General features: G+C 67.2%; 18 protein-coding genes and 1 tRNA gene. 3 read left to right on the top strand and 16 right to left on the bottom strand.

From position 1 onward, the window contains the following. Window position 1: 1 nt before the first annotated feature. The 15 genes from gltX to LQV16_RS14405 form a co-directional block, all read right to left on the bottom strand. A complete protein-coding gene (gene gltX / locus LQV16_RS14475) occupies window positions 2-1,537 on the bottom strand; it encodes a glutamate--tRNA ligase (protein ID WP_229994606.1) in 1,536 nt (511 codons plus the stop codon). Window positions 1,538-1,676: 139 nt separating this feature from the next. Further along, window positions 1,677-2,453 carry a fumarylacetoacetate hydrolase family protein gene (locus tag LQV16_RS14470; protein WP_229994605.1) on the bottom strand — a complete coding sequence of 259 codons (777 nt, stop codon included), beginning with the start codon at window positions 2,451-2,453 and terminating at the stop codon, window positions 1,677-1,679. A gap of 50 nt (window positions 2,454-2,503) precedes the next feature. Then, complete coding sequence (locus LQV16_RS14465) at window positions 2,504-3,295, bottom strand: MBL fold metallo-hydrolase (RefSeq protein ID WP_229994604.1); 792 nt, start codon at window positions 3,293-3,295, stop codon at window positions 2,504-2,506. 24 nt (window positions 3,296-3,319) lie between these two features. Beyond that, window positions 3,320-3,694 carry a DUF1304 family protein gene (locus LQV16_RS14460; protein ID WP_229994603.1) on the bottom strand — a complete coding sequence of 125 codons (375 nt, stop codon included), beginning with the start codon at window positions 3,692-3,694 and terminating at the stop codon, window positions 3,320-3,322. Between the two features lie 142 nt (window positions 3,695-3,836). Beyond that, a complete protein-coding gene (locus LQV16_RS14455; protein WP_229994602.1) occupies window positions 3,837-4,949 on the bottom strand; it encodes a branched-chain amino acid aminotransferase in 1,113 nt (370 codons plus the stop codon). Window positions 4,950-5,090: 141 nt separating this feature from the next. Continuing rightward, entirely contained in the window at window positions 5,091-6,143 is a 1,053-nt protein-coding gene (locus tag LQV16_RS14450; protein ID WP_229994601.1) for a 3-isopropylmalate dehydrogenase, read from the bottom strand. A gap of 125 nt (window positions 6,144-6,268) precedes the next feature. Next, complete coding sequence (metG, locus tag LQV16_RS14445; protein ID WP_229994600.1) at window positions 6,269-7,828, bottom strand: methionine--tRNA ligase; 1,560 nt, start codon at window positions 7,826-7,828, stop codon at window positions 6,269-6,271. A gap of 9 nt (window positions 7,829-7,837) precedes the next feature. After that, window positions 7,838-8,563 carry an ATP-binding cassette domain-containing protein gene (locus LQV16_RS14440; protein ID WP_229994613.1) on the bottom strand — a complete coding sequence of 242 codons (726 nt, stop codon included), beginning with the start codon at window positions 8,561-8,563 and terminating at the stop codon, window positions 7,838-7,840. A gap of 38 nt (window positions 8,564-8,601) precedes the next feature. Then, window positions 8,602-11,388, bottom strand: a complete 2,787-nt coding sequence (locus tag LQV16_RS14435; RefSeq protein ID WP_229994599.1) for an FtsX-like permease family protein — start codon at window positions 11,386-11,388, stop codon at window positions 8,602-8,604. Window positions 11,389-11,593: 205 nt separating this feature from the next. Further along, a complete protein-coding gene (serA, locus tag LQV16_RS14430; protein WP_229994598.1) occupies window positions 11,594-13,189 on the bottom strand; it encodes a phosphoglycerate dehydrogenase in 1,596 nt (531 codons plus the stop codon). A 136-nt stretch (window positions 13,190-13,325) separates the two neighbouring features. Continuing rightward, a complete protein-coding gene (gene ilvC, locus LQV16_RS14425; RefSeq protein ID WP_026538933.1) occupies window positions 13,326-14,351 on the bottom strand; it encodes a ketol-acid reductoisomerase in 1,026 nt (341 codons plus the stop codon). An 85-nt stretch (window positions 14,352-14,436) separates the two neighbouring features. Continuing rightward, on the bottom strand, window positions 14,437-14,949 hold the full coding sequence (ilvN, locus tag LQV16_RS14420) for an acetolactate synthase small subunit (RefSeq protein WP_018773531.1): 513 nt from the start codon (window positions 14,947-14,949) through the stop codon (window positions 14,437-14,439). A gap of 2 nt (window positions 14,950-14,951) precedes the next feature. Then, a complete protein-coding gene (locus LQV16_RS14415; protein WP_229994597.1) occupies window positions 14,952-16,850 on the bottom strand; it encodes an acetolactate synthase large subunit in 1,899 nt (632 codons plus the stop codon). Window positions 16,851-17,297: 447 nt separating this feature from the next. Further along, window positions 17,298-19,019: a dihydroxy-acid dehydratase gene (gene ilvD / locus LQV16_RS14410; RefSeq protein ID WP_229994596.1), complete on the bottom strand. Its 1,722-nt coding sequence runs from the start codon at window positions 19,017-19,019 to the stop codon at window positions 17,298-17,300. A 129-nt stretch (window positions 19,020-19,148) separates the two neighbouring features. Then, on the bottom strand, window positions 19,149-20,087 hold the full coding sequence (locus LQV16_RS14405; RefSeq protein WP_229994595.1) for a LysR family transcriptional regulator: 939 nt from the start codon (window positions 20,085-20,087) through the stop codon (window positions 19,149-19,151). A 109-nt stretch (window positions 20,088-20,196) separates the two neighbouring features. On the opposite strand from LQV16_RS14405, the gene LQV16_RS14400 reads away from it, so the two are divergent. The 3 genes from LQV16_RS14400 (at window position 20,197) to LQV16_RS14390 (ending at window position 22,606) form a co-directional block, all read left to right on the top strand. Next, window positions 20,197-21,231 (top strand): hypothetical protein, encoded by a 1,035-nt coding sequence (locus tag LQV16_RS14400; protein ID WP_229994594.1) that lies wholly within the window; start codon window positions 20,197-20,199, stop codon window positions 21,229-21,231. Window positions 21,232-21,276: 45 nt separating this feature from the next. Next, complete coding sequence (locus tag LQV16_RS14395; RefSeq protein WP_229994593.1) at window positions 21,277-22,413, top strand: PQQ-dependent sugar dehydrogenase; 1,137 nt, start codon at window positions 21,277-21,279, stop codon at window positions 22,411-22,413. Window positions 22,414-22,530: 117 nt separating this feature from the next. Further along, window positions 22,531-22,606 (top strand) — tRNA-Lys (locus LQV16_RS14390). 787 nt (window positions 22,607-23,393) lie between these two features. Here the strand turns inward: LQV16_RS14390 and LQV16_RS14385 are convergent. After that, the gene (locus LQV16_RS14385) at window positions 23,394-23,582 is read right to left on the bottom strand and encodes a hypothetical protein (protein ID WP_229994592.1); all 189 of its coding nucleotides are present in this window, start codon (window positions 23,580-23,582) and stop codon (window positions 23,394-23,396) included. Window positions 23,583-23,883: the final 301 nt, after the last annotated feature.

The following is a 23,883-nucleotide window of genomic DNA, read 5'->3' as shown; positions in this document are numbered from 1 at the left end:
GTCAGCCGCGGAAGGCGCGGAGGCGGGCCAGGGATGAATCCTTGCCCAGGATGACCATGGATTCGAACAGCGGCGGGGAGATCCGCCGGCCCGAGACGGCCGTGCGGACCGGGCCGAAGGCCAAGCGGGGCTTGACGCCGAGGCCTTCGACGAGGGCCTCCTTCAGGGCAGCCTGGATGTTCTCGGCCGCCCACTCAGCGACGGGCTCCAGCGCGGACAGGGCGGCGTCGAGCACTTCGGTGAGGTTCTCCGGCAGGCCCTTGCGGGCGTCGTCGGCGACGTCGATCGCGTCATCGGCCTTGAACAGGAACGCGAGCATTTCGGGGGCCTCGCCCAGCAGCGATATGCGTTCCTGGATCAGCGGTGCGGCCTTGGCCAGGATCTCCTCCTCTCGGGCTGTGAGGCTCTCCCCGACCAGGCCGGCGGCCTGCAGGTAGGGCACCAGGCGGCCGCGGAAGTCCTCAGCGTCGAGCATGCGGATGTGGGTGCCGTTGATCGCCTCGGCCTTCTTGATGTCGAAGCGGGCCGGGTTGGCCAGCACATCGTTGACGTCGAAGTGCTCGATCAGCTGGTCGACGGTGAAGATGTCCTCGTCGGCGGAGAGGCTCCAGCCGAGCAGGGACAGGTAGTTGAGCAGGCCTTCGGGGATGAAGCCGCGGTCCCGGAGCAGGAACAGGTTCGACTGCGGGTCGCGCTTGGAGAGCTTCTTATTGCCCTCGCCCATGACGTACGGCAGGTGGCCGAAGACCGGCATGTAGCTGGCCACGCCGATATCCATCAGCGCCTGGATCAGCACCACCTGACGCGGCGTGGAGGAGAGCAGGTCCTCGCCGCGGAGCACGTGGGTGATCCCCATGAGGGCGTCGTCCACCGGGTTGACCAGGGTGTAGAGCGGGGATCCGTCGGCGCGCACAATGACGTAGTCCGGGATGCTGCCGGCCTTGAACGTGATCTCGCCGCGGACCATGTCGGTGAAGGTCACGTCTTCAATGGGCATCCGGACGCGCAGGACGGGCTGGCGGCCCTCGGCCTTGAACGCGGCAAGCTGTTCCTCGGAGAGCTCGCGGTCGAAGTTGTCGTAGCCCAGCTTGGGATCGCGGCCGGCTGCCCTGTGGCGGGCTTCGACTTCCTCCGGCGAGGAGTAGCACTCGTAGGCGTAGCCGGCGTCGATCAGCTTGGCCACCACGTCCTTGTACAGGTCCAGCCGCTGCGACTGGCGGTAGGGCTCGTGCGGTCCGCCGACTTCCACGCCTTCTTCCCAGGTGATGCCGAGCCATTTGAGGGCCTCAAGCAGCTGCTGGTAGCTTTCCTCCGAGTCGCGGGCCGCGTCCGTGTCCTCGATCCGGAACACAAAGGTGCCCTTGGTGTGCCGGGCGTGGGCCCAGTTGAACAGGGCGGTGCGGATCAGGCCGACGTGCGGGGTACCCGTAGGTGACGGGCAGAACCGGACACGGACCGGGGTGTCAGTGGTGACTTCACCGGTGGAGGCAGCAAGGGCGGAGCTGGAAACGGCGTCGGACGCGGAAGCAGTAGTCATAGTGGTACCAACATTACCAATCTCTCCCATCGCTACTCGCCCGGAATGCCGCTAGAAAAAGGACAACCGCACCGTGGATCCACGGTGCGGTTGTCCGAAATCGGCGCTGCTTCTTCGGATTCTTCGGATCGAAAGGCGGTTAGCGGCGGACCACCGGGTTGGAGAGGCGTCCGATGCCCTCGATCTCGACCTCATAGCGGTCGCCGGCCTGCACGGAGCCGACGCCGGCCGGGGTACCGGTCATGATGACGTCGCCGGGAAGCAAGGTGAAGGCCTGCGAGACGATGGAAACGAGCTCCCGGACGCCGCGGATCATCTGGTTCGTGCTGCCGTCCTGGCGCAGTTCGCCATTGAGCCGGCCCTGGATCTGCAGGTCCTCTGTGTCGAGCTCGGTCTCGATCCACGGCCCGAGCGGGGCCGAGGTGTCGAAGCCCTTGGCCCGGGCCCACTGCAGGTCCGTCTTCTGGACGTCGCGCGCGGTGAGGTCGTTGCCGCAGGTGTAGCCGAAGATCACGTCATCCACCCGGTTCTCGGGCACGTCCTTGCAGATCCGGCCGATGACGACGCACAGTTCGGCCTCGAAGGAGACGTCCTCGGAGAACTCCGGCAGGACAATCGGATCGTTCGGCCCGATCACGGAGGTGTTGGGCTTGAGGAACAGCAAGGGCTGCGCCGGGACCTCGTTGCCAAGTTCCCGGGCATGCTCCGCGAAGTTGCGGCCGACGCCGATGACCTTGCTGCGGGGGATGATCGGCGCCAGCAGGCGGACGTCCTCCAGCTTGTGCCTCATGGGGGTTCGTTCCACGCCATGGAAGAACGGGTCGCCCTTGATGACAGTGACTTCCTCACTGCCGGGCTCACCTTCCACGATGCCGTAGAGGGGATCAGAATCGACTACAAACCGGGCGATACGCATGGTTCTTAGCCTACCGTCCCGCAGGCCGGGCCCGGGGTCAGTCTGTCCGTTCAGCGCCGCCCGCTGCGCAGGTAGTCCAGCTGCGCCGCGACGGAGAGCTCCGCGGCGCGGCGGACGGAGGGATCGACGTCGGCGTACACGGCGTCCGTGACGGCGCCGATGCCGGCATCGGCCCCCAGCGCCGCCAGTGCCGCCCGGACCTGCTCAAGCCGGCCCAGCCGGTGATCCCGGTAGGCGCGGGCCACGGCGTCCAGAGCCGGCAGCACCGGGCCGTGGGCCGGCAGCACCATGGCCGGACCGAGGCGCTCCAGCCGGTCCAGCGATTCGAGGTAGTCACTGAGGGTGCCGTCAGGGTAGTCCAGCACGGTGGTTCCGGAGCCCAGAATCGTGTCCCCGGTCAGCACCGAGCCGTGCGGGCCGTCCTGCGGCAGGTGGAAGCACAGCGAATCCGCGGTGTGGCCCGGCGTCGCCAGAACCCTGATCTCTGTTCCGGCCGCCAGGATCGTTTCGCCGTCCTGCAGCGCGGGTGCGCCATGGCAGTGGGCGGGATCCGCGGCCCGGACAGGTGCGCCCGTCAAAACCGAAAACCGTGCGGCGGCCGCGGTGTGGTCCGCGTGCCGGTGCGTGATCAAGATCAGTTCGATTCGCCCGTCCCCGGCCAACGCCTGCAGGTGCGGCTCGTCGAGGGGCCCGGGGTCGACGGCGACCGTGCCCGCCGCCCCCGGGGCGGCAATGAGATAGGAGTTGGTTCCGTCCAGGCTCATGGGACCCGGGTTCGGGGCGAGGCGGAACCGGGTCAGCTCGCTGCTGCGGACGAGGTCGCGGGATTTCTCGGTGGTCACGGTCCCATCCTTGCAGAGGTGTCCTCAGACGAGCAGCAGGATGGAGATCAGGAACGGCAGGAGGGCCTCGGCAATGGCATTTCCCCAGAGCCGACGCTCGGAAAGGAACAAAATGAGGCCCAGGGCCACATGAGCCACGCATGTGAACAGCAGGAGTGACTCACCGGCCGCGACGTCGGCTCCCCCCAGCATGAGGGCACCCGCAACGGCGCCGATCCCCCAAATGACGTTGTATATGCCGAGGTTGAACGTCCACAGCCTGACTGCTTCGACGTCGTCCGGTTCGACGAGGAACAGGCGGTGCAGGCGCTGGTGCCGGATGAAGAAGGACTCCATGATGCCGACACTGATGAGCAGGACGCCAAAGACCACGCCCAGAACTTGGATCAGCCCCGTCATGTGCCCATTGTGCACGCCGGGCGGACGGGTGAAAAGGGCCCGAAGACTGCCGGGCGTGCGGATGCAGACGCCGACGGCGGCCGCCACCGGAAGGTGGGGACCGCCGTCGTGCCGGACGTTCCGGCTCTAGATGCCTTGGGTGCTAGGCGAGGCGGGTCAGCCAGCCGTGGGTGTCCTCCACGGTGCCGGTCTGGATCCCCAGCAGCTGGGCGCGGATGGCCAGGGTGGTCTCCCCCGCCGTGGCGTCTTCGGAGCCGATGAACTCGGTGGCGTCCTTGAGCACGCCGATGGGGGTGATGACCGCGGCGGTGCCGCAGGCGAAGACCTCGGCGATGTCCCCGGAGGCAACGCCGTCGCGCCACTCATCCAGGGTGATCTTGCGTTCGGTGACTTCCCTGCCCATGTCCCGGGCCACCTGCATCACGGACATCCTGGTGATCCCCTCCAGGATGGTTCCGGACAGCGCGGGGGTGACCAGCGAGCCGTCCTTCATGACGAAGAAAACGTTCATGCCGCCGAGTTCCTCGACGGCGTTGTCGTTGAACTGGTCCAGGAACAGGACCTGCTTGCAGCCGTGCGCCTCGGCTTCCTGCTGGGCGATCAGCGAGGCGGCGTAGTTGCCGCCGCACTTGGCGGCGCCTGTTCCGCCGCGGCCGGCGCGGGCGTACTCACGCGAGATCCAGATGGAGACGGGCTTGAGTTCGCCGCCGAAGTAATTGCCGGCCGGGGAGGCGATCACGCGGAAGGAGACCTCGCGCGCTGCCCGCACGCCCAGGAACGCCTCGGTGGCGATCATGAAGGGCCGCAGGTACAGGGCTTCGCCGTCACCGGAGGGCACCCAGTCCTTGTCTGCCGCGACCAGTTCGCGGATGGCGCCGAGGAAGTACTCTTCCGGGAGTTCGGGCAGGGCCAGGCGCCGCGCGGACTTGTTCAGCCGGGCCGCGTTGGCCTCGGCCCGGAACGTCCAGATCGAACCGTCGGCGTGGCGGTAGGCCTTGAGGCCCTCGAAGATCTCCTGGCCGTAGTGCAGCACTGCGGCGGACGGGTCCAGTGAAATCGGGCCGTAGGGCTCAACCCGAGCGTTGTGCCAGCCACCGTTGCCTTCGGCGTCGACGCTGTAGTCGACAATCGAGGTGTGGTCGGTGAAATAGTCGCCGAACCCCGGGTTCGCCAGGATGGCTACACGCTCTTCAGCAGACTTCGGGGTCTCCGACAGGTGCTGGGTGAATTCGACGCCATGGGCAGTCTGAGTCATGGTTCCTCCACGATCGGCTGCCTGGTGTGGGAACGTGGTTCACCCTCGGACCACGGCAGCATATTGGTGATTCGAAACAAGCTTACGCCCGTTGGCAGCGGGGTTTAGCGGCACCTGCAGGGCAGAGAATACGGCCAGGACCTACAGCGCCGCCGCGATGGCGTCGCCGACCGCGCTAGTGGTGCGGACGGCGCCGTCGCGGGCCTCGACGTCGGCCGTCACGGCCGCCTCGATCTTCCGGGCGGCGCCGGCGAAGCCGAGGTGGTCGAGCAGGAGCGCCGCGGAGAGGATGGCCGCGGTGGGGTCGGCCTTCTGCTGGCCGGCAATGTCCGGGGCGGACCCGTGGACCGGTTCGAACATGGACGGCGCGGTGCGGTCCATGTTGAGGTTGCCGGAGGCGGCGAGGCCGATCCCGCCGGTCACGGCTGCCGCGAGGTCGGTGATGATGTCGCCGAACAGGTTGTCGGTGACGATCACGTCGAAGCGGGCCGGATCGGTGACCATGAAAATCGTGGCGGCGTCGACGTGGAGGTAGTCGTGCGTGACCTCGGGGAACTCCTGGGCCACTGCCTCAACCGTGCGCTTCCAGAGCTGGCCGGCGAAGACCAGGACGTTGTGCTTGTGCACCAGCGTGAGCTTCTTGCGGGGGCGTTCGTTGGCCCGGCGGAACGCATCGCGGACCACGCGTTCCACGCCGTGGGCCGTGTTCAGGGAGACCTCGGTGGCCACCTCGTGGGGGGTACCGGCGCGCAGTGTGCCGCCGTTGCCCACGTACGGGCCTTCGGTGCCCTCGCGGACCACGATGAAATCGATCTTGCCGGGGTTGGCGAGCGGGCTGCCAACGCCGGCATACAGGCGGGAGGGCCGCAGGTTGACGAAGTGGTCCAGGCTGAAGCGCAGCTTGAGCAGGAGCTCACGCTCGATGATGCCCGACGGGATCCGGGTGTCGCCGGGGGCCGCCCCGACGGCGCCGAACAAGATGGCGTCGCGCGTGCGAAGATCGGCGAGGGTGGCCGCGGGCAGGGTCTCCCCCGTCTCGAGCCAGTGCTCCGCGCCCAGCTTGTAGTGGGTCTGCTGGAGCACGATCCCCTCGGCGGCCGCGGCCTTCTCAAGGACCTTCAGGGCTTCGGCCGTGACCTCCGGACCAATGCCGTCGCCCGGGATGACTGCCAGATCAATCGTGGATGCGCTCATGTTTTCAGCGTAGCCAAGTGATCCACATTCTGGTCAAGTCGTCTCACTATCCGATCATGCCTCCGGACGAAGAACGCTCCCGCACCCCAATTCAGGGGTGCGGGAGCGTCAGGCGGTGGACCGGCTCAGGCCTCGGCGGGTTCCTCGTACTTCGGGAACACCGGGGCCGGGGCCGGCAGTTCCGTGCCGGCGACGATCGGCGTGCCGACGGCCGTGAACTGGCGCGCCGGGCCTTCTGGCTGGCCGAGCGTGTGCAGGATCGCCGCCGTCGCCGTCGGCATCACCGGCTGGGCCAGGATCGCGACGATCCGCAGCACCTCGAGCGTCACGTAGAGCACCGTGTTCATGCGTTCGACGTCGGTCTTGCGCAGCACCCAGGGAGCCTGCTCGGCGAAGTAGGCGTTGGTGTCCCCCAGGACTGTCCAGATGGCCTCCAGGGCGCGGCTGAACTCCTGCTTCTCGAACGCGGCCCGGGCGGCGTCCAGCAGCCCGTTGGCCTGGGCCAGAATCGCGGTGTCCTCGGCGGAGAACGCGCCCGGCGCGGGCACGCGGCCCTCGCAGTTCTTGGCCACCATGGACAGCGACCGCTGGGCCAGGTTGCCGAAGTTGTTGGCGAGGTCGGAGTTCATCCGGCCCACGATTGCCTCGTGGTTGTAGTTGCCGTCCGCCCCGAAGGGGACCTCGCGCAGGAAGAAGTAGCGCACCTGGTCCAGGCCGTACTGGGCCACGAAGTCCGCGGGCGCCACCACGTTGCCCAGCGACTTGGACATCTTGACGCCGTTGTTCTGCAGGAAGCCGTGGATCATGATCCGCTTCGGCAGCTCCAGTCCGGCGCTCATGAGGAACGCCGGCCAGTAGATGGCGTGGAAGCGGGAGATGTCCTTGCCGATCACGTGGACGTCGGCCGGCCAGAACTTTTTGAAGGAGCCCGAGTCGACGTCCGGGTAGCCGACCCCGGTCAGGTAGTTGGTCAGCGCGTCGACCCAAACGTACATGACGTGCTTGTCGTTGCCGGGCACGGGAACGCCCCAGTCGAAGGTGGTGCGGCTGATGGACAGGTCCTCCAGCCCGCGCCTGACGAAGCTGATGACCTCATTGAAGCGGGACTGCGGGGCACCGAATTCGGGGTGGGCCTCGTACAGCGCCAGCAGCTTGTCCTGATAGGCGGACAGCCGGAAGAAGTAGCTCTCCTCGGCCGTCCAGGTGACCTCGGTGTCCGATTCGCGCGAGTAGCGGATGCCGTCGTCCTTGACCACGGTCTCGTCCTCAACGTAAAACGCCTCGTCGCGGACCGAATACCAGCCCTCGTACTTGGACAGGTAGATGTCCCCGTTGGCCTCCATCTTCTTCCAGATGGCCTGCGACGCCGCGTAGTGGTCGGCGTCCGTGGTGCGGATGAAGCGGTCGTACGAGACTCCCAGGGCGGCGTGCGCCCCCTTGTAGATCTCGGCGTTCCGGTCCACCAGTTCCTTGGGCGTGACGCCTTCCTTCTCGGCGGCCTGGGCGATCTTCATGCCGTGCTCGTCCGTTCCGGTCAGGAAGAAGACGTCGTACCCGTCCAGGCGCTTGAAGCGGGCCATCGCATCGGTGGCGATGTACTCGTACGCATGGCCGATGTGCGGCACCCCGTTGGGGTACGTGATGGCCGTGGTGATGTAGAACGGGGTCTTATCAGTTGAAGTCACGGTCTAAATCTAGATCAGTTCTGTGAGGGTATCGCTCTGGCGGACCAGTTCGTGGTCATGTGAAGCCACCAGCACGGCAATGCCGTCCGAGGTGGTGTCCTTGAGGATGCTGATGATGCGGTTGGCCGCGGCACGGTCCAGGCTGGCTGTGGGCTCGTCGACCACCAGGACGCGGGTGCCGAGGATGAGCGCCCGGGCGATCGCCACGCGCTGGCGTTCACCGCCGGAGAGCTGCGCCGGGCGGTGGCGCATGCGCCGGCCGAGGCCCACGAGGTCCAAAAGGTCCTTGGCCATGTCGCGGCGCTGCTCAACTTCGCCGTCGGGCACGGCCGGCAGCAGGACGTTCTCGAGCGCGCTCATCCCGTCGATCAGGGCGCCGCCCTGGTCCACGTAGCCGATCAGGGCGCGGCGGCGGTCCGCGATCTCGTCGTCGCCCATGGTCTCCAGCGAGTCGCCTTCCCAGAACACCCGGCCCGACGTCGGCAGGGTCAGTCCCGCGCCGACGGTCAGGATGCTGGTCTTGCCCGAGCCGGAGCGGCCCGCGACGCAGTGCATTTCGCCGGCGTGCAGCGTCATGTTGAAGTCGTCCACCACGTTGACGGCCTCGGCACCGCCCTTGCCGCCGCCGTAGTGGATGGTGATGTTGCTCAGTTCCAGCGGCGTGGCGTGGTCCGTGGCCTTCACGATCGTGTTGGCGCGGGTCTTGTGCGCACCGCGACGGGTGCTGGCGGTCATCCGGTCGTGTGCCTCCCGGTCAAGGTTCAGCTCGTTAGTCATTGGACCACTTTCGTTGCAATCGGAATCCAGCAAAGTACAGCTACGAGACCGGCAATTGCGGCCCACAGCGCGGCATAGGGGGCGAGGAGGAGGCCGATGCCGAGGGCGCCCACGACGCCGAGGGGCAGCGCGACGGTTCCCACCATGGCGTTTTCAAAGAAGCGGACCTGGCCCAGCATGTCAGGGTTCCAGCCCATGGCCCGCAGCGTGCCGAGGTACTGGCGCTTGGCCTGCAGCTCGAAGCGCCCGGTGACCATGGTCAGCAGCAGCCCGACGGCAACGCCGGACACAGCCAGGATGACGCTCGGGAACGCGATGCTGGCCGCGGCCAGCCCGCTGAGGGCGCTGGCGCCGGCGGCCCGGGGAATGTCGATCAGCAGGGCGACCAGTCCGCCGACGGCCGCGGCGAAAACACCGACGGCAACGGCGAGTGAGATGGTGTTGAACTTGTTGGCGCTCAGCTGCCGGTTGGCGAAGGTCAGCGGGGAATCGACCGCAATGAGCCGTTCATCGTGTTGCGGGTCCTGGTCCACTACCTCGCGGTGGCGCAGCTGCTGCGCAGCGACGAACGCCGCACCTGCGTACAGCACCAGGACCGACGCCGAGACCACCGCGGTGGCGGTGCTCCAGCTGATCAGGCTCAGGGCGATTCCGGCGACGGCCAGCAGCGCGGCGCCGACGCCGAATTCGGCCAGCACCCAGGAGCGGATCCTGCGCTGGGTCCAGCCCATGGCACGCAGGGTTCCGGCCTCGCTGCGCCGTTTGCGGATGTAGCTGACCGTGGAGGCGCCCGTCAGGAGGGCGGCGCCGCAGAGGGTCAGGAACAGCAGGGTCAGGTTCGTAGCGGTCAGAGAGCCGGAAACGGCGTCCGCGGCGTCCTGGCGGACCCACGACTGCTGCACGGTGCCCAGCGGCGATTCCTTGCCGGCGTCGTCCTTGGAGTAGCCGGGAACGGCGATGCTGGCGTCCTCGCGGGCCGAACCGGCCACCACGGTGGCCTGCAGGCCCATGTCGCGGATCTCGTTGGCGAGCTTCTCCACCTCGGGCTGCGCCTGCTTCCAGCTGCCCGGAACCTTGGCGCGGACGCGGACGGCGTCGATCACGGAGGCGTTCTGCTCATAGCCGCGGGCGGCGGCGAGGCCGTAGTAGTCGGTGATGGCACCGGCGGACTGGCTGACCAGTCCCGTGGCGCTCAGGGAAGGCTTGAGCTCGGTGTTGACGTCGGTGCCGGACGCATCCTTGGTCAGGGTGAAGGGCGCGGGGTCGTAGCCGCCCAGGGGCAGCCGGTTGACGTCGCCGGCGGCATCCTTGACGCTCGCGGCGTCGAACGTGCCGTAAACCATGGCCAGCGGCGTGGCCAGCTTCTTGCCGGTTTCGAGGTTCTCCCGGTAGGAGCGCTCATCGACAGGATTGCGCTGGGTCTGGTCGACGGCGGCACCGTTGGCGGCCTTGTCCGGCAGGCGGTTCACGGTGACCCAGTCACCGGGCGAGGCGCTCTTGTCCACGGCGCCGTTGGCGGCGGTTTCGCCGTCCTTGTACGCCGGGGCGGCGGCAAAGTTGGTGCTCCAGGTGGCGGGGTTGTAGAGGCCCTGGCTGAAGGAGCCGGTGTCGCCCATGAGCTGGGAGAGGTCCTTGGACCCGGGCCAGGCGAGGGCGAACGGGGACTTCGAAACGAACGGCAGGTAGTCCTTGTCCAGCGAGCGGGTCACGGTGCCGACGTCGTTGGTGACGTTGCCGGAGTCGTCGATTTCCTCGATCTTGACCGAGTACTTCAGATCCACGGCGGTGCCGGAGCGGACGATCAGCGGGATGGCCTGCGAATCGGCGGTGAGCTGGCCGTCACGCTTGGCCTGCTGGTACTGGGTCATCAGCGGTGCCCAGTACTTGAGTTTGACGCCGAGGAAGTCCGGGCCTTCCTTGAGTTCGTCCATGGAGATGCCGTTGGTGAAGAGGCTCTCGAAGTGCCGGCCAATGGCGCCGGCGTTGCGGGCGTCCGCGGGCGGGGCTTTCTCCAGCGGGGCCAGGAAGTCACCGGCCGTGCCGAGCAGTGCGCGTTCGGAGACGGGGTCGACGGCGACGACGGACTCGGTCACCTGCGGCGCCATGGGCAGGGAAACGGAGAGGTTGAAGAGGTTGTGCTCGGAGCCGCCGGCCGGGGTGGGGAACTTGATGCCGGTCTCGCCCTCCGGGCCCTGGATGCGGACGTTCTGGCCGCCGGCGACCTGTTCCTGGATCAGCTTCGCCTTGCCGACGGAGCCCTCGGCCGTGGTCTTGAACAGGGTCTGGTCCGAGTGGCCGTCGGAGCTGACTGCGCTGGCGGTCAGACGGTACTTCTTCGGCGTGTCGCTCAGCACCGATTCCGCGGCCGGCCACTTGCTCGGGTCCGTGGCGGTCGGGTCGCCGGAAGTGCCCGCGAGGCCCGCGTTGAAGCCGAGGTAGTCGGTGGCATCCAGCCGCGGCGATTCCAGGTTCTGCGTCACGCGCGAGACCAGGCTGATGGGCGCGGCCACCGAGGTGCCGGAGAGCTTGCGGATCGAATCCAGCTGCTCGAAGCTGACGCCGCCCTGGCCGGTGGCGATGTCCGGCTGCATCAGGCCGCCGTTATCATCGGCCTTGGCCTGGACCAGGACGTCATAGAGCCCCCGCGAGTTTTGGTCCACGGTCCTGTTCAGCGCCGCCTGGGACTGACCCTGGACGAGCACGGACAGGCACATGGCCACGATCAAAATGGACGCGGTCAACAGAAGCACTCTGCTTCTGATGAACCTCTGGACGGCGTTCATTGGGCTCCTGAAAGCTGGATTGCGTGCGCACGCCGCAGCTCATTTCCTGCGGAATTGAGGGCGTCCCGTGCCGGGCGTGCAAAAGTAAAGGCCGGTCTGCCGGCCGCGGACCGAAATTCGGTCCTAGCCATTGTACGCAGACCGGCCGGCCGCTTGTGGCCGCCGGCGGCGGTCATGCCGCCGCCGGCGGCCTGCGGGGAGGATTTTAGTCCTCGAGGTCAACCTCACGGACCATGTCAGCGCCGATCCCGGCCTTGATCGCGTCAAGGACCTGCTGGGGAACGGAGCTGTCGATGGTCAGCAGGGCCAGCACCTGGCCGCCCTCTGTCTGGCGTGCCACCTGCATGCCGGCGATGTTGATGTTGTTCATGCCCAGGATGTGGCCGATTGTGCCGATCACGCCGGGGCGGTCCGAGTAGGCAACCACCACGAGGTGTTCGCTGATCGGGATCTCCACCTCGTAGCCGTTGACGCCGACCAGTTTCTGGATCTGCTTCGGGCCGGTCAGGGTTCCGGCGACGGAGATCTGGCTGCCGTCGCTGAGGGCGCCGCGCAGGGTCAGGACGTTGCGGTACGACTCGGTGTCCGGCGTCGTGATGAGCCGGACGTTGATGCCGCGCTGCTCGGCGATCACGGGGGCGTTGACGTACGAGACCTGCTCGGTCACGACGTCGGCAAAGATGCCCTTGAGTGCCGCGAGTTCCAGCACCTTGACATCGAGCGAGGAGATCTCGCCTGCCACCTCGACGTCGAACTGCGTGAGGGAGGCATGGGTCAGCGCGGTGAAGATGCGGCCCAGCTTTTCCATCAGCGGGATGCCGGGGCGGACGTCCGGGGCGATGACGCCGCCGGCGACGTTGACGGCGTCGGGGACCAGTTCGCCGGCCAGGGCCAGGCGGACGGACTTCGCGACGGAAACGCCGGCCTTTTCCTGGGCCTCGTCGGTGGAGGCGCCCAGGTGCGGGGTCACCACGACGTTGTCGAGCTTGAAGAACGGCAGGTCGGTGCTGGGTTCCTTGGAGAAGACGTCGACGCCGGCGCCGGCGATGTCACCGGCCTGCAGCGCGGTGTAGAGGGCTTCCTCGTCCACCAGGCCGCCGCGGGCGACGTTGACGACGTACGCCGTGCTCTTCATCTTCTTGAAGGCGTCGGCACCGAGCATGCCGACGGTCTCCGGGGTCTTGGGCATGTGGATGGTGATGAAGTCCGACTGTGCAAGGAGCTCATCGAGGGTCACCAGCTGCACGCCGAGCTGGGCGGCCCGGGCGGAGGTGATGTAGGGGTCGTACGCGAGGATCTTGGTGTCGAAGCCCTTCAGGCGGGCCGCGACCAGGGCGCCGATCCGGCCCAGGCCGATGATGCCGATCTTCTTCTCGAAGAGCTCGATGCCGGTGTACTTGGAGCGCTTCCACTCCCCGTCCTTGAGGGCGGAGCTGGCCTGCGGGATGTGGCGGGCGAGGCTCAGGATGTGCCCGACGGTCAGTTCGGCGGCGGAGACGATGTTCGAGGTCGGCGCGTTGACCACCATGACGCCGGCCTGCGTGGCCGCTTTGATGTCGACGTTGTCCAGGCCGACGCCGGCGCGGGCGATCACCTTGAGGTTCTTGGCGGCGGCGATGGCCTCGGCGTCCAGCTGGGTGGCGGAGCGGACCAGGATCGCGTCGACGTCGGCGATCGCGGAGAGCAGCTGGGAACGGTCGGAGCCGTCAGTCTGGCGGATTTCAAAGTCCGGGCCGAGGGCCTCGACTGTGGCGGGCGAAAGTTCCTCAGCGAGGAGTACGACAGGTTTGGTGCTTGTCACCGGTGACCTCTTTAGCTCTCTTGTGTATCTGGTGGGGATTTTGGTGAATCGGGTGATGCTGGTGATGCGCGTGGTGCTGGACAGCAGGGAAGCCGGACCCCAGGATGTGGTGTCCGGCTCCCCTGCCGGGCAATGCCTAGCGGGCGACTGAACCTTCGGTGTAGTCGTCCTCGTTCTTGATCCAGGAGAACAGCTTGCGCAGTTCGCGGCCGGTGGCCTCGATCGGGTGGTCCTCACCCTTCTTGCGCAGGGCCTTGAACTCCGGCGCGCCGGCGTCCTGGTCATCGATGAAGCGCTTGGCGAAAGTGCCGTCCTGGATGTCCGCCAGGACAGCCTTCATGTTTTCCTTCACCTGCGGGGTGATGACGCGCGGGCCGGAGACGTAGTCGCCGTATTCCGCGGTGTCGGAAACGCTCCAGCGCTGCTTGGCGATGCCGCCTTCGACCATGAGGTCGACGATCAGCTTGAGCTCGTGCAGCACCTCGAAGTAGGCGACCTCGGGCTTGTAGCCGGCCTCGGTGAGGGTCTCGAAGCCGTACTGGATCAGTTGCGAGGCGCCGCCGCAGAGGACAGCCTGCTCGCCGAAGAGGTCGGTTTCGGTCTCTTCGGTGAAGGTGGTCTCGATGACGCCCGCACGGGTGCCGCCGATGGCCTTGGCGTAGGACAGGGCCAGTTCCTTGGCCTTGCCGGACGGGTTCTGCTCGACGGCGATCAGGTCCGGCACGCCGCGGCCGGCTTCGAACTCGCGGCGCACGATGTGGCCCGGGCCCTTGGGGGCAACGAGGGCGACGTCGACGTCGGCCGGGGGCTGGATGTAGCCGTAGCGGATGTTGAAGCCGTGGCCGAAGAACAGGGCGTCGCCCGGCTGCAGGTTCGGGGCGATGTCCTCGGCGTAGACGTGGCGCTGGACCTGGTCCGGGGTCAGGACCATGATGAGGTCGGCCTCGGCGACGGCGTCGGCAACGTTCAGGACCCGCAGTCCCTCGGCCTCGGCCTTGGCACGGGACTTCGAGCCTTCCTTCAGGCCGACGCGGACGTCAACGCCGGAATCGCGCAGGCTGAGGGCGTGGGCGTGGCCCTGGGAGCCGTAACCGATGACGGCGACGGTGCGGCCCTGGATGATCGACAGGTCGGCGTCGTCGTCGTAAAACATTTCAGTCACTGGGGTGTCTCCTTTTGAGTGGATTCTTCGTAGATATTCTCTGTGGTGCTGCGGTACAACGGGGCGCCTCCGTCTATGCGGTGTCTTAGGCGCTGCGGAGGGCCCTGTCACTCATGGAGCGGGATCCCCGCCCAACTGCCAAGGTGCCGGACTGCACGATTTCGCGGATGCCGAAAGGCTCCAGCACTGACAAGAGTGCCGTGAGCTTCTCGGGGTGGCCCGTTGCCTCAATGACCACCGACTCTGTGGAGACGTCGACCACTGAAGCGCGGAACAGGTCTGCAGCCTGGGTGACCTGCAGGCGTGTTGCGGCATCCGCACGTACCTTGACCAGGATGTGGTCGCGCTGTACGGAAGATTCTGAGGTGAGCTCGACGATCTTGATCACGTTGACCAGCTTGTTCAGCTGCTTCGTGACCTGCTCGATCAGCTCGCCATCGGCGTCGACCACCACGGTCATCCGGGACATGCCCGGGACTTCGGTGGGGCCGACGGCCAGGGAATTGATGTTAAAGGCCCGGCGGGCGAAGAGGCTGGCGACGCGGGTCAGCACACCGGGCTTGTCTTCGACCAGAACGGACAATGTGTGGCGGGTCATGTTCAGTCCTCCTCTTCCCATTCCGGGGTCATGTTGCGGGCAACCTGGATCTGGTCGTTGCTGACCCCGGCGGGGACCATCGGCCACACCATCGAGTTGGGGCTCACGACGAAGTCGATGACCACCGGGCGGTCATTGATCTCCAGGGCCTTCTGGATGGTGGCGTCGATGTCTTCGTCGCGTTCGCACCGGAAGGCAGCGCAGCCGTAGGCGTCCGCCAGCTTGACGAAGTCCGGGATGCGGACCGTGTCATGTCCCGTGTTGAGGTCGGTATTGGAGTAGCGGCCCTCGTAGAACAGGGTCTGCCACTGCCGGACCATGCCGAGGGAGGAGTTGTTGATGATGGCGACCTTGATCGGGATCTTGTTGATCGCGCAGGTGGCCAGTTCCTGGTTGGTCATCTGGAAACAGCCGTCGCCGTCGATCGCCCAGACCACGCGGTCCGGCTCGCCCACCTTGGCGCCCATGGCCGCCGGAACGGCGTAGCCCATGGTGCCGGCGCCGCCGGAGTTGAGCCAGGCGTGCGGGCGTTCGTACTTGATGAACTGCGAGGCCCACATCTGGTGCTGTCCGACGCCGGCGACGTAGACGCCCTCGGGTCCGGTCAGGGCGCCGATGCGTTCGATGACGCGCTGGGGGGCACTGAGCCCGTCCTCGGGTTCGGTCCAGCCGAGCGGGTAGGTTTCCTTGAGGTTGTTAAGGAACGCCCACCAGGTGGTCAGATCCGGGGTGCCGAAGGCCTCGAACTGCAGGCGCAGGGCCTCGGTCAGCTCCGGGATGATCTCCTTGACCGAGCCAACGATCGGGACGTCGGCCGTACGGTTCTTGGAAATTTCCGCCGGATCGATGTCGGCGTGGATGACCTTGGCGTTCGGGGCAAAGGACTTCAGGATGCCGGTCACGCGGTCATCGAACCGGGCGCCGAGGGTGATCAGCAGGTCCGACTGCTGCAGGGCCGTCACGGCGGAAACCGTGCCGTGCATGCCCGGCATGCCCACGTGCTGCGGGTGCGAGTCCGGGAACACGCCCCGGGCCATCAGGGTGGTCACCACGGGAGCGCCCGTCAGCTCAGCGAGTTCGCGCAGTTCGGCCGAGGCGTGGGCCTTGACCACACCGCCGCCGACGTAGAGCACGGGCTTGCTGGCACCGGCAATGAGCCGGGCGGCCTCACGGACCTGCTTGCTGTGGCCGCGCACCACCGGCCGGTATCCCGGGAGATCGATCTTGGGCGGCCAGGAGAACGTCATCTGGCCCTGCTGGGCGTCCTTGGCGATATCCACGAGGACCGGTCCCGGGCGTCCGGTGGAGGCCAGGTGGAACGCCTCCGCCATCACATGCGGGATGTCGTTGGGGTCCGTGACCAGGAAGGAGTGCTTCGTGATCGGCATGGTGATCCCGACGATGTCCGCTTCCTGGAATGCGTCGGTGCCGATCACCCCGCTGGAGACCTGGCCCGTAATGGCCACGATCGGCACGGAGTCCATGTGGGCATCCATGATGGCGGTAACGAGGTTGGTGGCACCCGGACCCGAGGTGGCGATGCAGACGCCAACCCGTCCGGTGACCATGGCGTAGCCTTGCGCGGCGTGGCCGGCTCCCTGTTCATGACGGACCAAAACGTGGTTCATTTTGGAAGCCATCAAGGGGTCGTAGGTGGGCAGGATCGCGCCACCGGGCAAACCGAAAATGTCCTGGACGCCGAGTTCTTCGAGCGAACGGACAATTGCTTGCGAACCGGTCATGACCGTCGGGGGTACGACGTTGTTCGGTCCGAGGACAGGAGAGACGGCAGCAGAGTCGACGCCGGCGTCAGCCGGACGTTCGACGCGTTCCGGAGCCTTGTGGGCTCCAGTGGACTTGGTGGCCATCAGCGAGGGGCTGATCGGCGATCCTTTGCTCATCGGACTCTTCCTTTGTGGATCTTCGGTGATCGTGGAACTACGGTGTCTTACTGGTGGTGCGGCTGGTGATGCAGGAAATAAAAAAACCCCTCAGCCGGCGGGCTCTTCGAGGGGTTGCGCGTGACGGTTCGTTACCAGTGAAGGCTATTGAGCCACGCGCTTGGTAAGTACGACGACGACGCCGGCGGTAACGATCTCGATCATGCGTTCAGTTTTCCCTCTGAGTGAGACAGGTGTCAACGGGCCCGGCCTCTGTCTCACTATTTGGACAACACTGTCCACTGATTGGTCCTCCTAGTTTCCCTCTTGCCTTGGACGCCAAAACGGCGAGCCGCCCAATTTGGCGGCAGGCGGGAGTCTCCTACCCCGAGTGGACGGCGCGGACGCCGCCCACTCGGGGCCCCTCGGAGCCTCCCTTATTAAGCGTGGTCACCCACGCTTAGAGAATCAGCCGCAGTAGGCGCCGGTGGAGGCGCTGTGGACGAGCTTGGCGTACTTGGCGAGGACGCCCTTGGTGAACTTGGCCGGGAGCGGCTCCCAGCCGACCTTGCGGGCCTCGAGCTCGGACTCGTCGACCAGGAGGTCGAAGGTGCGGGCCGCGATGTCCACGCGGATCCGGTCACCGTCCTTGACGAAAGCGATGGGGCCGCCGTCGACCGCTTCCGGCGCGACGTGGCCGATGCACAGGCCGGTGGTTCCGCCGGAGAACCGTCCGTCGGTCAGCAGCAGGACGTCCTTGCCCAGGCCAGCGCCCTTGATGGCGCCGGTGATGGCGAGCATCTCGCGCATGCCGGGGCCGCCCTTCGGGCCTTCGTAGCGGATCACCACGACGTCGCCCTTATGGATCTCGCCCTTGTCCAGGGCGTCCAGGGCACCCTGTTCGCGCTCGAACACGCGGGCCGTGCCCTCGAAGACGTCGGCGTCGAAGCCTGCGCTCTTGACGACGGCGCCTTCAGGGGCCATCGAGCCGTGCAGGATGGTGATGCCGCCGGTCTTGTGGATCGGGTTGTCCAGTGCACGCAGGATCTTGCCGTCCAGGTCCGGCGGGTTGATCGCGGCGAGGTTCTCCGCCACGGTCTTGCCGGTGACGGTGAGGCAGTCGCCGTGCAGCAGGCCGGCGTCGAGCAGGGCTTTCATGATCACCGGCACGCCGCCGATCTTGTCGACGTCGGTCATCACGTAGCGGCCGAACGGCTTGAGGTCGCCCAGGTGCGGGATCTTGTCCCCGATCCGGTTGAAGTCTTCCAGCGTCAGCTCCACCTCGGCTTCGCGGGCGATCGCGAGCAGGTGCAGCACGGCGTTGGTGGAACCGCCGAAGGCCATGGTGACGGCAATCGCGTTCTCGAACGCCTTGCGCGTCATAATGTCCCGGGCCGTGATGCCCAGGCGCAGGAGGTTGACCACGGCCTCGCCGGACTTGTGCGCAAAGGCATCGCGGCGGCGGTCCGCGGAGGGCGGTGCGGCGGAGCCGGGCAGTGACATGCCCAGGGCCTCGCCGATGCAGGCCATGGTGTTCGCCGTGTACATGCCGCCGCAGGCGCCTTCGCCCGGGCAGATTGCTTTTTCGATGCGGTCCAGGTCCTCGCGGCTCATCTTGCCGGCCGCGCACGCGCCGACGGCTTCAAACGCGTCGATGAGGGTGACTTCCTTTTCGGAGCCGTCCTCAAGCTTGACCCAGCCGGGCATGATGGAGCCGGCATAGAGGAACACAGAGGCCAGGTCCAGGCGGGCCGCCGCCATCAGCATGCCGGGCAGCGACTTGTCGCAACCGGCCAGGAGCACAGAGCCGTCGATCCGTTCGGCCTGCATGACCGTCTCGACCGAGTCGGCAATGACTTCGCGGGACACCAGGGAGAAGTGCATGCCCTCGTGGCCCATGGAGATGCCGTCGGAGACGGAGATGGTGCCGAACTGCATCGGGAACCCGCCGCCGGCGTGGACGCCTTCTTTGGCGCCCTGGGCCAGCCGGTTCAACGAAAGGTTGCAGGGGGTGATCTCGTTCCACGAGCTCGCCACGCCGATCTGCGGCTTGGCGAAGTCGTCGTCGCCCATGCCGACTGCCCGGAACATGCCGCGCGCCGGGGCGGCGTGGATTCCATCGGTAACGACCCGGCTGCGGGGCTTGATGTCCGGCTTGGTGTCTGCTGCTGTTTGGGTGTCCTGACTCATGGCTCAAAGTCTAGGGCTCCGCCGCAGACGCCAACGACCCCACAACGGAGCGTTAAGCGGAAAACCGGGAATATTTCGATCAAATAGTGGACTCTCGTCTCACATCATGAACCGCGAGGCCGGTTTGCCTCAGATCCGGTGAGCCGTGTCACGCAGTTCCGGGGCTTCGGCGACACTCTGGGCTTCGGCCTTGAGCATCGCCAGGACCTGCTGGATGGTGGTCCGGGCCGCGACATCCGGACGGGCCAGCGCAACGATGCTCCGGCTCGCCTTCACGCCCTTGAGCGGGCGCAGGACGAACCCCCGGCCCTGGTTGCTGACCGCCGTGTACCGCGGCAGCAGGCTCAGCCCATGCCCGGCGCTGACCAGGGCTTCCAACACCCGCAGATCCGGGAACTGCTGGGCACGGACGGCTTGCGAGTCGGCACGCACCTCGATCTGGCGCAGCACGGTGTCGAAGGGAAAGCCCTCGGGAACTCCCATCCACGGGAAGCCGACGACGTCCTCGGCGCACAGCGTGGCCTTGCCGGCCAAGGCGTGCCCGGCCGGCAGTGCCACATCCAGCGGTTCGTCCAGCAGCGGTACCACAGTCAGGCCCTGGCCGCCGAAAACCTCCGGACCGTCGACGCTGTGCGCCAGGACGATGTCGTAGTCCGCGGTCAGCCCGGCGAACCCGGCAACGCCCGGGTCCTCGAAATGCGCTTCGAACCGCAGCCCTTCCACGGACTTGACCCGGTGGAGCATGCCCGGAAGGAACATCTCCGCGGCGCTGGGAAAGAAGGCCGCCACCACCCTCGTCTGCCAGCCGCGCCGGTACGTGTCGATTGTTGCTTCTGCCCGCGCCATGGCCGTCGACACGTCGGCGGCGGCCCCGGCCATGGCCAGCCCTGCCTCGGTTAGCCGAACTCCCCGGCCGGACTTCTCCACCAGTACGACGCCCAGTTCCTCCTGCAGGGTCTTTAGCTGCTGCGACACGGCCGATGGCGTGACCTTCATGGCCTCGGCGGTGGCGCCGACGGTCCCCCGGCCGGCGAGTTCGCGCAGAATCTGCAGTCGCTTGAAATCCATGAGGCGAGGCTACACGCCGGGGCCAGGTTTGATTGCTGGACAGCCGGCTTCGCCCGGACGTAACGTCAAGCATCGGCAACCCATGCCTCCTGGACTGAAAGGCTCTGCTATGGACTGGATAGTCTGGCTCGTCGTCATCATCGTGGTGGTCGCTGTCATTTGGTGGCTGCTGAACCGCAATAAGAGCCGCCCGGGCGCAGGATCCGCATCCGCTGCAGGCACCGGCACCAGTACCCCGGCCGGCACTTCTGCCGGTCCGACGGCGGCGGCAGGATCTGCTGCCGGTCCGACGGCGGCAGCCATGGCCGCGCCGGACGCAGCGCCGGCGCCTGAGCCGGCCGCGACTGCCCGGGAGTCGGCGCCCGCCCCCGAGGCGCCCGAGTCCCCGGCGGCCACAGCCGCCCCTCCGATCGAGCCGGCCGCCACCGAGGCGGCACCGGAAGCAGCAGGCACATCGGGCAATGCCGAGTGGGAGACCCAGTGGTCCGAGACCGCCCCGCCGGCGGACACCCATACTCCAGCGGCCCATTTTGATCCGGCCCACGGCGCACACGCTGCGGCGGCGGAACCTGGTGCGGGTGCGGAACCGGCAGCCGCGGCGGGCCTTCCGGTCCACCACCCCGAATACACCGAGCCCCACGCGCCGACGCTGCCCGGAGCCGAATCGGCAGCCGCGGAACCGGTCGAGGACGAAAACGCCGCTGCCGGCGGCACCGGCACTGTGTCCGGTACCGGCAGGAGCACGAGCACCGGCACTGGCACCGGCACTGGCACCGGCACCGGCACCGGCACCGGCACCACGATGCCTGCCGCGGCCGGCCCCGTGACGCAGCCCGCGCCCCTCCCTGGCGCAGAAACGATGCAGACAGCAGCATCGTCCGCGGCGGCCGAGGCCTCCGCAAGCCACACGGCCGAGCCCACCGGCCATCTGGCCACTGAGCAGCCCTACGGCGAGGGGTCAGCGGCTCCGGCGGCGGACGGAAGCGGCCCCGAAGGATTCACCGTCAAGGGCAATGCCTCGTCGATGATCTACCACGACGAGACCAGCCCGGCGTATGACGAAACCCGGGCGGAAGTGTGGTTTGCCTCCGCGGCGCACGCCGAAGCGGCCGGGTTCCGGCCGCCGCGCCGGACGCGGCAGTAGCCGCCGGCCCGGCCGGCGTCCCGCACGTTCTCACCATCTCCCTTGATGCTCCCCCGCTTCGCTGGCAGGCGCCCCTCTGGCAGGCGCTTCTTTTCCAGGGCAGCAGCCCGGGCCACCGCCCTGGCCGTTGCGCTGTTGTTCCTGGGCGCCTGTACAGGTGGCGGCCCAACCACGCCCGTGGTTCAGTCAGGCGACGGCACCGCAACCGGCCCAGCAGCCACACCGCCTGAACCGACCGTTGCGGGCCGGATCGACGGGCTGAAACTGCCGTGGTCCACGGTCTACCTGCCCGACGGCACCGCGGTGATCTCCGAGCGCGACACCGCACTGCTCAGGACCATCAAAGGCGGCCAGCTGGGTACGCTCGGCAAAGTGCCCGGCGTCGTACCCGGCGGAGAAGGTGGCCTCTTGGGCCTTGCCCTTTCCCCCGACTTTGCCGCGGACCGGTACCTTTACGCGTACTTCACCGCGCCGGCGGACAACAGAATCGCCCGCATGCGGCTGGAGGAGCGCGGCGGCCGGCTGGAGCTCGGTGCCCTGCAACCCGTTTTCACCGGGATTCCAAAGGCCGGCACGCATAACGGCGGACGGATCCGCTTTGGGCCCGATGGCTTCCTGTATGTGGGAACGGGCGACTCGCAGCGCCGCGAACAGCCGCAGGACAGCGGCGCCCTGGGCGGAAAGATCCTCCGCCTCACCGCGGACGGCCGGCCGGCGCCGGGAAACCCGTTCGGCGAGAACCCGGTCTACAGCCTTGGCCACAGGAACGTCCAGGGGCTGGCCTGGGACAGCGCGGGCCGGCTGTGGGCCAGCGAATTCGGCCCCGACGTCAACGACGAGCTCAACCTGATCGTGCCCGGCGGCAACTACGGCTGGCCGGACGTAACAGGCGCCCCGCACCGCTCCGGCTTCCTGGACGCCAAAGTGGTGTGGCCGTCGACGGCGGAGTCGTCCCCCAGCGGACTGGAAATTGTCGGCAGCACCGCCTACCTGGGCGCCCTGCGCGGCCAAAGACTCTGGATTGTTCCCCTCAGGGGCGAATTTGCCGAAGATCCTGTGAGCTATTTCACGCGAGAGTACGGCCGGGTTCGCAACGTTTCACTCGCTCCTGACGGCCGGCTATGGCTCCTCAGCAACGGCCAAAACCCTGATTTTGCGCTGATTTTGGACCTTCACAGCTAGCCGCAACCGGCCCGCACCCTCCGATTTCACAGGACAGCCAATCTCGTGTAGAGTTTCATGTCGTTGCGGAGAACAACGAGGGAAATAAAAAGCCCGCGGTGAACGAAAACAACAGATGCACCTCTAGCTCAACTGGCAGAGCAATTGACTCTTAATCAATGGGTTCCGGGTTCGAGTCCCGGGGGGTGCACCACCGAGAATCCCCGTCCTGCAGGCCTACCGGCCCGCGGGACGGGGTTTCTTTTTTGTTGGCGAAAGCAGCCTCACCGGGCCCAGCTTCCCGACCGGCCGGAGGTGTAACCCTACGATGGTGAGGATGAACTCCATCCGGAAGGCCTGTTACGTGTCCGCCGTGGCAGTGGTGCTCGGGGCATCGCCTCTCGTCCTGGCGTTGCCCGCAGCGGCCGATCCTTGCGGGCCAGCCGGCCTCCTCCCGGCGAAATTCTGTCCGGCACGGCCGACGCCGGGGCCGCCGGCCGCCTCCCCGACGCCCAGCCCGACTGTCCCGGGCAACGTTGCTCCGCCACCGTCGGGAGCCGCGCCTCCCCCAGCACCCTCCCAAAGGCCGACGCCAGCGCCGTCCCAGGGGCAGCCCGTCCAGCCCCCGCAGGTCCCGGCGCCGCCGACGTCGGACCCAGTTCCAGCAGCGGACCAAGACAATGCGGCCCCACCGGCCACGGCGTCTGTTCCGGCTGCTGTCACGACTGGGACCTCCGCGCCTCCAGCGACGGATGCGAGCCAGCACCCGGACCCCTCAGCGGAGCAGCCGCTGGGTGCCGTGGGCAGCCAAGGTGATTCGGGACCGGACGGGCAGCTCGGCATAGCCGGGTCCCTGCTGGCACTAAGTGGCCTCCTCATCGGGCTCTCCGCGGCAATTGGCCTCCGCCGGCCGGCCCAACCGTGAATCGGCCGCCGGACCGTCACATTTCGGCTGTCACACTTCAATGTGGGGTCGGCGGCCGTCGAGTCACGCCGTGTCCCTAGACCTTCTCGCGGGGCCGGTCAACTACCGTGTCCGGCTCTTCGACTGTGAACTCCTTGCTGCGGCGCGGGAAGCCCCAGAACCTGCTGTCCTTTGCCTCCACGCGGGGCTCCGGGCGATCCTCAGATTCCTTTGCGGCATCCTTCCGGACATCCCGCCAGGAATCCCTGTTGTACGGATAGCACATCACTGACCTCCTTCATGGTGATTGCCCTTTAATCGTCCCTCCGATGCGGTGGCGCGTCGATACTCCGGGCCTGCCCATTTCCGCCTGAACGGCGAGCCGGGCCTGGGGTTCTCTGGGAGCTGTCCGTCGACGCCGCGCGGTCTTCCCGCCGCCATGGGCCGCGGCTAGACTCGACCCAACACACCGGCAAATGGGGGAATCATGGATTTCGTCAGTCTCGACAACACCGGTCACCGCCGCTGACGGCCACTCCCCGCGCTCACAGCTGTCCCCATGTACCCTCTGACCTAGAGAACCAGAG

Source organism: Arthrobacter sp. Bi26 (assembly GCF_918697925.1).
Taxonomy (GTDB): Bacteria; Actinomycetota; Actinomycetes; order Actinomycetales; family Micrococcaceae; genus Arthrobacter.
Note: the sequence above shows the minus strand (reverse complement) of the source record. Positions and strands in the feature narration are given on the sequence as shown.